At 61.1% G+C, this 9,377-nt stretch carries 8 protein-coding genes; 6 read left to right on the top strand and 2 right to left on the bottom strand.

The window, feature by feature from the left end; all coding sequences use genetic code 11:
* Positions 1-242 precede the first annotated feature (242 nt).
* Positions 243-464: a hypothetical protein gene (locus tag VNZ65_RS22550; RefSeq protein WP_168230293.1), complete on the top strand. Its 222-nt coding sequence runs from the start codon at positions 243-245 to the stop codon at positions 462-464.
* Between the two features lie 124 nt (positions 465-588).
* On the opposite strand, the gene VNZ65_RS22545 is transcribed toward VNZ65_RS22550, so the two are convergent.
* Entirely contained in the window at positions 589-837 is a 249-nt protein-coding gene (locus VNZ65_RS22545; protein WP_061942113.1) for a hypothetical protein, read from the bottom strand.
* Positions 838-912: 75 nt separating this feature from the next.
* Positions 913-1,614: a 4'-phosphopantetheinyl transferase family protein gene (locus VNZ65_RS22540; RefSeq protein ID WP_325673060.1), complete on the bottom strand. Its 702-nt coding sequence runs from the start codon at positions 1,612-1,614 to the stop codon at positions 913-915.
* A gap of 571 nt (positions 1,615-2,185) precedes the next feature.
* Here VNZ65_RS22540 and VNZ65_RS22535 point away from each other — a divergent pair.
* The 5 genes from VNZ65_RS22535 to VNZ65_RS22515 all read left to right on the top strand — a co-directional run.
* A complete protein-coding gene (locus VNZ65_RS22535; RefSeq protein ID WP_325673058.1) occupies positions 2,186-3,874 on the top strand; it encodes an MFS transporter in 1,689 nt (562 codons plus the stop codon).
* 272 nt (positions 3,875-4,146) lie between these two features.
* On the top strand, positions 4,147-5,358 hold the full coding sequence (purT, locus tag VNZ65_RS22530; protein ID WP_325673056.1) for a formate-dependent phosphoribosylglycinamide formyltransferase: 1,212 nt from the start codon (positions 4,147-4,149) through the stop codon (positions 5,356-5,358).
* Positions 5,359-5,475: 117 nt separating this feature from the next.
* Entirely contained in the window at positions 5,476-7,086 is a 1,611-nt protein-coding gene (nadB, locus tag VNZ65_RS22525) for an L-aspartate oxidase (RefSeq protein ID WP_325673054.1), read from the top strand.
* 102 nt (positions 7,087-7,188) lie between these two features.
* Entirely contained in the window at positions 7,189-8,421 is a 1,233-nt protein-coding gene (locus VNZ65_RS22520; protein ID WP_325673052.1) for an MFS transporter, read from the top strand.
* A gap of 82 nt (positions 8,422-8,503) precedes the next feature.
* Positions 8,504-9,377, top strand: an 874-nt coding sequence (locus VNZ65_RS22515) for an MFS transporter (RefSeq protein WP_325673050.1), incomplete at its 3' end; no start/stop codon positions are given.

Below are 9,377 nucleotides of genomic sequence, written 5' to 3'. Positions count from 1 at the left end.
CCTTGCCGATCTGTTCCAGCGCGTCGTACTCATATCTTGTCAAACCGTCGTTCATTACTGCTTCCTCTGTAGAATTTGCCATGCTGCGACCCTCATGGTACGCGCCGCAGAGGATAGCGGCAATGGATAGCGGCCAGGCGGGCAAGTGCGATGGCGGAGGAATACATTGATTACTACAATCGTTAAATAAAATCTGGTATCGTAACCGCAGGTATTCCAACCTCGCGCACAAGGAGACATTTATGGATTTAGCAGAAAAATTCGACGCCAAAGGCAAAGAAACAGGGAACGCCTATCATGTTGAGTGCTATAAAGACTCGATTGAAAGAGCTGCGGCAAACGGCACCGTCGCTTCCCTGCCGGGACGTGAAATCTACAAGCTGGCGGACGGACGGGCGCTGACTCCGTATGCGGAAGGAAAATTCGTGATTGACCAGACCGGTGAAAAAATCGTCAGGGTCTAAGCGTCTCGGCGACCCCGTCTCGGCGACCCCGTCTGGACAGCTTCAGACACCCGCTTTAGCCGACATGAGAAAGCCTGCGCACCACGCAGGCTTTTTTCATATGGCCGGCAGGACAGGAAGCGTCCTATGCTCGTCCGCCCTCGCGCAAGGTCCGGATCAGCAGGTCCGCCATGACGTTGCCGTCAAATTCGCGGAACCCGCGCTGATAGACCAGCGCGCCGACCGCGATCAGCCGGAACAGCTCTTCCTCGGTCAGCTTATAGGATAATTTGGCGATTTCGTTGGCGAACATCTGCACGATGTCGTCGTCGCTGGTGAGCGGCACCTGGCGACTGGCCCTGCCCCACATTTCAATGATCTTGGCTGCCTTCATAAAAACCTCCAGAAGATTTTTAGTATAGATGCCGTGCCGCAAATATCCAGTCGTTCGCAACTATCGGACAGGCCCTCAGAATAGGCAAAGCGTGGCGATATTATTGTTTGAATAACGGTAGCGGATGCAGTATTCGCTGCCCTTGACGCACTGCGGCGACAAGCTGCCCAGCAGTCTCAGCATCAGGCTGCCCTGCGTTTCATCCAGCTCGCAGACCTCGACGTCGAGAAAGTCAAAATAGCGTCCGACGAAGGGATACAAGGCCTTGAACAGGCTTTCCTTGGCCGAAAACACCAGTCCCAGCCAGCGTTCCAGCGGCAGGCCGGCAGCATCGCCGATAGCCTGTTCGGCTGCGTCCATCAGATGCGCCACCAAGGGTTGCGCCGCCTCGCGGCTGAGCATGCTTTCGATATCGATGCCTAGCGCTCGCCATGCCCCGTTCACGGCAACCACTGCAACCGCCTGGCCATCGCCATGGCTGATCGAACCGATGTAGCCCGGCGGCCAGAGCGGCGCCCGGTGCTCGCCGATCGCCAGCGTCTCGCTCCCGCCATAGCCTTGCTGGTGCAGGGCCAGTCGGGCGCACAACCTGCCGGCGGCAAATTCCACCTGACGCTTCAGCACGGCATTGGCCAGCGACGCCGGCAGCACAATGCCGGCGGCTTTCAGGCTGGCCAGCTGGGCGGCGTCGACGACGTAGCGCAACCCAGCCTGGCTGACGGAATCCGGCAGCTGCGGTAACAGAGAAGCAGTCATGGGGTCAACGGAAAATGGCATGGTTTTTCGATCAAGGTCCTGGGCGGATCGCCGTCGGGCCAGACATTATAGCGTCCGGGCGATGCGCCTCGGATTGCCGCCGCAGCAATGCAAAAACCCGCACACCTTGCGGCAGCGGGTTCATTGGCAACGGGGGTATCTGGTGCCGGTGATCGAGGCTACCGGCTAACCTGCTGATGGCAAGACACCCTTCGAAAAACGCGCATCCGTCCGGATCCGGCCTTATGAGTGAGCACTAAGTCAACACCTCGCATTTTACGCAGGCAAAATGACAGCGGTATGACGGCACCATGACGATTGGCGCTTCCGTCGCATGCGCAGAGGCAAAAAAAGGCCCGCGATACCTTGCGGTCACGGGCCGAATCCATACTCGGGGAGAGTGTAGAAGACGGAGTTATTGTAACTTCGCCGATAATCCGGCACAGCTGTCAAAGTTGACAGGAGGAAACTTATGATATCGATGACATTTCCCATGTGTAAGCTTCTGTAAGTTTCAAGCAAGTCCTGCGTAAGGTTCGGACCGCACACTCCAGATTAGCTGTACCAAATATAAATATTCTAGGAGACCAGCATGGCTACACTACAACCTGCCGCAGGCGGGGTTAAACCTGCCAACCGCGGCATTACGGCAGAGGAGCGCAAGGTCATTTTTGCGTCGTCCCTGGGCACGGTGTTCGAGTGGTACGACTTTTATCTGTACGGCTCGCTCGCGGCAATTATCGCCAAACAATTCTTTTCGGGCACAGATCCTAATACCGGCTTCATCTTTGCCCTGCTGGCTTTTGCGGCAGGCTTCATCGTGCGTCCGTTCGGCGCTTTGGTATTCGGCCGCCTAGGCGACATGATCGGCCGCAAATTCACCTTCCTGGTGACGATCCTGATCATGGGCGCCTCGACCTTCATCGTCGGCATCCTGCCTAACTATGCCACTATCGGCATCGCCGCACCGATCATCCTGATCACCTTGCGTATCCTGCAAGGTTTGGCGCTGGGTGGCGAATACGGCGGCGCAGCTACCTATGTCGCCGAGCACGCACCGGATGACAAACGCGGCGCGTTCACTTCCTGGATTCAAACGACAGCAACGCTGGGCCTGTTCCTGTCGCTGTTGGTGATCCTGGGCGTACGCAGCGCGGTTGGCGAAGAAGCTTTTTCAGCCTGGGGCTGGCGCATTCCGTTCCTGGTGTCCATCATCCTGCTGGCCGTTTCCGTCTGGATCCGGCTGTCGATGAACGAATCGCCAGCGTTTGCCCGCATGAAAGCGGAAGGCAAGACTTCCAAGGCACCGTTGACTGAAGCATTCGGCCAATGGAAAAACCTGAAAATCGTGATCCTGGCCTTGATCGGCCTGACCGCCGGCCAGGCTGTGGTCTGGTATACAGGCCAGTTTTACGCCCTGTTCTTCCTGACGCAATCGCTCAAGGTCGATATGTCGACTGCCAATATCCTGATCGCCCTGGCTCTGCTGCTGGCAACGCCTTTCTTCGTGATCTTCGGCAGCCTCTCCGACAGGATCGGCCGCAAGCCTATCATCATGGCAGGTTGCCTGATTGCCGCCCTGACCTACTTCCCGATCTTCTCCGGCCTCACCCACTATGCCAATCCAGCGCTGGAAACAGCGTTGAAAAATGCGCCGGTGATCGTTACCGCCGATCCAGCAGCCTGCCAGTTCCAGTTCAACCCGACCGGCACCAAGAAATTCACCTCTTCCTGCGACATCGCCAAAGCTAAACTATCCGCTGCGTCGGTCAATTACGAGAATGTCGTCGGTGCGCCAGGCTCGGTGGCCACCATCAAGATCGGCGACAAGGTACTGACTTCATATGATGCCAACGGCCTGTCGAAAGAAGATGCTGCCGCCAAGGACAAGGCATTTTCGGCCGAACTGTCGGGCGACATCAAGGCTGCCGGCTATCCTACCAAGGCCGACCCGGAACAAATGAACAAGCCCATGGTGCTGCTGCTGCTGTTCATCCTGGTGATCTACGTCACCATGGTATATGGCCCGATTGCGGCAATGCTGGTTGAAATGTTCCCGACCCGCATCCGCTACACCTCGATGTCGATGCCTTACCACATCGGCAACGGCTGGTTCGGCGGCTTGCTGCCAACCACGGCATTTGCCTTGGTGGCCTTCAAGGGCGATATCTACTACGGCCTGTGGTACCCGATCGTGATTGCGGTTGCCACTTTTATCATCGGCATGCTGTTTGTCAAGGAAACCAAGGACAACGATATCTACCAGACCGAGCGCGCTTGATCGATATGGCATATCCTTACGGTTATGCCTGAGCAGCGTAAAAAAAGCCGCCAGATGATTCTGGCGGCTTTTTTCATTTTGCCAACTGTCCATGCGCGCCGATATTTGCTATTGTCGGGCGTTGGCAGCCGATAACCATGAAACAGACCTATAGCCCGCCGCTTTTTAGACAGAGTCGCCTAGACTAGAAACCTCCCTCATACGCTCCATCGCTGCCACCACACCTTATCCATGACTATCGCGCTGCTTTCGGCGGCGCCCTCTTTTCCAATATGAAGACATCAATCAGACTCGGTACCCCGCTTTCCCCTTCCGCCACCAAGGTCATGCTGCTGGGCTCCGGCGAACTCGGCAAGGAAGTCATCATCTCGCTGCAGCGCCTGGGCGTAGAAGTGATTGCCGTCGACCGCTACCCGAATGCGCCCGGCCACCAGGTCGCGCATCGCTCGCACGTCATCAACATGGCCGATGGCGCCGCGCTGGAAGCGCTGATCGCGCTGGAGCAGCCGGATCTGATCGTGCCGGAAATCGAAGCCATCGCCACGGAAACCCTGGTTGCCCTGGAAGCCGCCGGCAAGGTCACGGTGATTCCTACCGCGCGCGCCGCCTGGCTGACCATGAACCGCGAAGGCATCCGCCGCCTGGCCGGCGAGACGCTGGCGCTGGCGACTTCGCCCTACCGCTTCGCCAACAACCTCGATGAACTCAAGACAGCCTGCGCAGCCATCGGCTTTCCGTGCGTGATCAAGCCGGTGATGTCGTCGTCCGGCAAAGGCCAGTCGAAAATCGACAGCGCCGCCGAAGTGGAAGCCGCCTGGGCCTATGCCGCCGCCGGCGGCCGGGTCGATTCCGGCCGTGTCATCGTCGAAGGCTTCATCGATTTCGATTATGAAATCACGCTGCTGACAGTCCGCGCGCTACAGCAGGACGGCAGCGTCGCCACCCATTTCTGCGAGCCGATCGGCCACCTCCAGGTGCAAGGCGACTACGTCGAATCCTGGCAACCGCATCCGATGCATCCGGAAGCCTTGCTCAAGGCGCGCGATATCGCCAAGAAGGTCACCGACAATCTCGGCGGCCTCGGCCTGTTCGGGGTTGAGCTGTTCGTCAAGAACGAGATGGTGTGGTTCTCCGAAGTCAGCCCGCGTCCGCACGACACCGGCATGGTCACCATGGCCAGCCAGCAGCAGAGCGAATTCGAGCTGCACGCCAAGGCGATCCTCGGCCTGCCGGTCAATGTCGCCCTGCGTACGCCGGCGGCATCGGCTGTCATTTACGGCCAGCACGACGCCAAGGGCATTGCCTTCGAAGGCGTGGCCGATGCGCTGCGCGTGCCGGGCGCGGACATCCGCCTGTTCGGCAAGCCGGAGTCTTTTGCGCGCCGGCGCATGGGCGTCGCCCTCGCCAGCGCCGACGACGTCGAGACCGCCCGCATCCGCGCCAAGCAGGCGGCGGCCAAGGTCAAGCCGGTGATCGTCGAATAAATCAGCACTAAGCAGCATCAGGCAGCATTGCAGCAAAGGATAGGCAGTAGATAGAGACATCGCCCCGTGCGCCCGCGCGGGGCGATACCCGATGAAAACAATAACCAACAATTCGCCATGAAATTCGATGTCGCCATTATCGGCAGCGGCCTAGCCGGCCTGTCAGTCGCCCTGCACCTCGCCGAAACCAGCAAGGTCGCGGTCATCTCCAAACGCGCGCTGCTGGACGGCGCCAGCAACTGGGCCCAGGGCGGCATCGCCGCCGTGCTCGATTCCGGCGACAGCCACGAAGAACATATCAACGACACGCTAGTGGCCGGCGCCGGCCTGTGCGATGAAAGCGCGACCCGCTTCATCGTCGAAAACGGCAAGGCTGCCATCGAATGGCTGATCGAACAAGGCGTGCCGTTTACGCCCGATGCCAGCGCCGAGATGGGCTTTCACCTGACACGCGAGGGCGGCCACAGCCAACGCCGCATCATCCACGCCGCCGACGCCACCGGCCATGCAGTGCAGGTGACGCTGGAACAGAAAGTGCGCGCGCATCCCAACATCACCCTGCTGGAAGATCATTACGCGATCGACCTCATCACGTCCAAGAAAGTGGCTGCCGGCGCAGACGGCAAGAATGCGCCGCGCTGCCTCGGCCTGTACGCCAAGAACGTCAAGACCGGCAAGGTGCTGACGCTGGCCGCCAGCCACACGGTGCTGGCTACCGGCGGCGCCGGCAAGGTCTACCTGTACACCACCAATCCCGACAGCGCCACCGGCGACGGCATCGCCATGGCCTGGCGCGCCGGCTGCCGGGTCGCCAACATGGAATTCATCCAGTTCCATCCGACCTGCCTGTACCACCCTTACGCCAAGTCTTTCCTGATCACCGAAGCGATCCGCGGCGAAGGCGGCGTGCTGAAGCTGCCGGATACCGAAGGCGACGACGCCGGCCTGCGCTTCATGCCAGCCCATGACGAACGGGCCGAGCTAGCGCCGCGCGACGTAGTGGCGCGTGCCATCGACTTTGAAATGAAAAAACGCGGCCTCGATCACGTCGACCTCGACATCACCCACAAGTCGCCGGAATTCCTGAAAGAGCATTTCCCCACCATCTACGCACGCTGCATGGAGCTCGGCATCGACATCACCAAGCAGGCGATCCCGGTCGTGCCTGCGGTGCACTTTACCTGCGGCGGCATCGCCACCGATTTGAGTGGCCGGACCGACCTGCCTGGCTTGTATGCGGTCGGCGAGACTGCCTATACCGGCCTGCACGGCGCCAACCGCCTGGCCAGCAATTCGCTGCTGGAATGCGTGGTGATCGGCCGCGCCACCGCCAAGTTCATCGAACAGCAGGAAAAACCGCCTGCCATCGCGCTGCCGGCCTGGGATGAAAGCCGCGTCACCGACGCCGACGAGGAAGTCGTGATCTCGCACAACTGGGACGAGCTGCGCCGCTTCATGTGGAATTACGTCGGCATCGTGCGCACCAACAAACGCCTGGAACGCGCCCAGCACCGCATCCGCCTGCTAAAGGAAGAGATCGACGAGTATTACGCCCACTTCCGCATCAGCCGCGACTTGCTGGAACTGCGCAATCTGGTGCAGGTGGCGTCGCTGATCGTCGAAAGCGCACTGTCGCGCCACGAGAGCCGCGGCTTGCACTACAGCCAGGACTATCCGGAAACGCTGGCCAAGGCTTTGCCCACCGTACTGACGCCGCAACGCCGCTAAAACCCGCAAGCGGCGCGCATGCGAATTGCGCGCCAAGAAACGGAGTGTTTGCCGGCGTCGCCGGCACTACACTGCCGTTGTCGAACAAACCGTAAGAACCTCATGACTTCAAAACTTCCGCACGCCCTTCCCCGCTCCCTGGTCGCCCTTACCTGGTCCAACCTGGCAGCACAATCGGCCGAGCAGCTGAGCCTGGCGGCCACCCCCATCATGGCGGTGCTGCTGCTGGGCGCCGGCCCCGGCGAAATCGGCACACTCGCCGCAGTGCAGTCCTTGCCTTTCCTGCTGCTGTCGATTCCGTTCGGCTTGCTGGCCGACCGCACCTCGCGCAAGCGCCTGATGGTGATCGCCGAGATGTTGCGCATGCTGGCCTTGCTGGGCGTGCTGGCGGCGTTGCTGTTCAACCACCTCTCGATACCGCTGCTGGCGGTGCTTGGCTTCATCGGCGCTGTCGGCACTGTCGGTTTCAGCGTCGCTGCGCCCGCGATCGTGCCGGCGCTGGTGGAGCGCGAACATCTGGCGAAAGCCAACGGCCGCCTGGAACTGGCGCGCAGTGCAGCCTTTGCCGCCGGCCCAGCTCTGGGCGGCGCGCTGACCTCATGGGCCGGCGCCTCGACTGCCTTCGTGCTGGCGGCCATGCTGTCCGGCTCGGCCGTGGTGTTGCTGCTGCAGCTGCGCGAACCGCAGCGCGTCGCCGCGCCGCCGCGCCATCCCTTGCTGGAACTGCGCGACGGCGCGCACATGGTGTGGCGCGACAAGCTGCTGCGGCCGATACTGCTGACCGCGGTGGCCTGGAACATTTCCTGGTTCGTGCTGCAGGCAGCTTATGTGCCGTACGCGGTGCGCAAGCTCGGCCTCAGTGCCGGTGAAGTGGGCATGACACTGGGCGCCTATGGCGTCGGCATGATGCTGGGCGCGCTGTTGACGCCGCGGATAGTCGCAAAGCTGCCGTTCGGCCGCGCGATCCAGCTCGGCCCCGCGGTCTCGGTGCTGGCCGCGCTGACCATGGTGGCGACGCTGGCCGTGCCTAGCGGCGTGCTGGCGGCGCTGTCCTTCTTCCTGTTCGGCGTCGGTCCGATCATCTGGGTCATCACTTCGACCACGCTGCGCCAGACCGTCACGCCCGGCGCCATGCTCGGGCGGGTGTCGGCGATTTTCCTGACCGTCAATACCGGCGCGCGGCCGATCGGCGCCGCGCTGGGCGGCTTGGTCGGCGCCCGCTGGGGCGAAGCCGCCTGCCTGGTGCTGGCGCTGATCGGTTTCGTGGTGCAGGCCTGGATCATCTACGCTTCAGAAGTGCGCGTGCTGCAAAGACTGCCGGCGCCAGTGGGATGAATCAGACAGGCGGCAGCCGCAGTTGTGTCGTTTTCGGGCCATCTCGGCTATGCTTAGGCCGAGACCACCATAAGGAAAAACGATGAATACTGCGTCGCAGCAAATCACCTCCGCCGCCCCGGCAGCCAATAGCGCAAGACGCGTGATCTTCGCCAGCTTCATCGGCACCGCTATCGAATTCTACGATTTCTATGTGTATGCAACCGCCGCCGCGCTAGTCATCGGCCCGGTGTTTTTCCCGCACGACTCGCCGACCGCGCAAGCGTTGTCTGCCTTCGTCACCTTCGGCATCGCCTTCATTGCGCGTCCGGTCGGCGCCTTTCTGTTTGGCCACTTCGGCGACCGCATCGGCCGTAAATCGACGCTGGTGCTGTCTCTGCTGGTGATGGGCGTCGCCACCACGCTGATCGGCTTCTTGCCTGGCTACGCTTCGATTGGCGCGCTGGCGCCGGTGCTGCTATGCGTGCTGCGCTTTGCCCAAGGTATCGGCCTGGGCGGCGAATGGGGCGGCGCGGCGTTGCTGGCGACCGAATATGCACCGCAGGGAAAGCGCGGCAGGTATGGCATGTTCCCGCAGCTCGGTCCGTCGGTCGGTTTCCTGATGGCGAACGGCTTGTTCCTCGCTCTGGCCTTGAGCTTGTCGGATGAGCAGTTCAAAAGCTGGGGCTGGCGCATCCCTTTCATTTTCAGCGCCGTGCTGGTCGTGCTGGGCCTGTATGTGCGGATGAAGATCGCTGAAACCCCGGTATTTGCCGCCGCGCTGGAGAAGCGCGAGCGCGTGAAAGTGCCGGCCCTCACCTTGTTCCAGCACCACTGGCGTCCGGTGCTGCTGGGCTCGGTGGCAATGATTGTCTGCTACACCTTGTTCTATATTGCGACGGTATTTTCGCTGTCCTACGGCGTCGGCACCCTGCATATCCCGCGCCAGGAATTCCTCGCGCTGCTGTGCCTGGCGG

It is taken from the genome of Collimonas sp. (assembly GCF_035566555.1).
Classification (GTDB): Bacteria; Pseudomonadota; Gammaproteobacteria; order Burkholderiales; family Burkholderiaceae_D; genus Collimonas.
The sequence above is the reverse complement of the archived record's forward strand: the minus strand, read 5'-3'. Positions and strand labels throughout refer to the sequence as shown.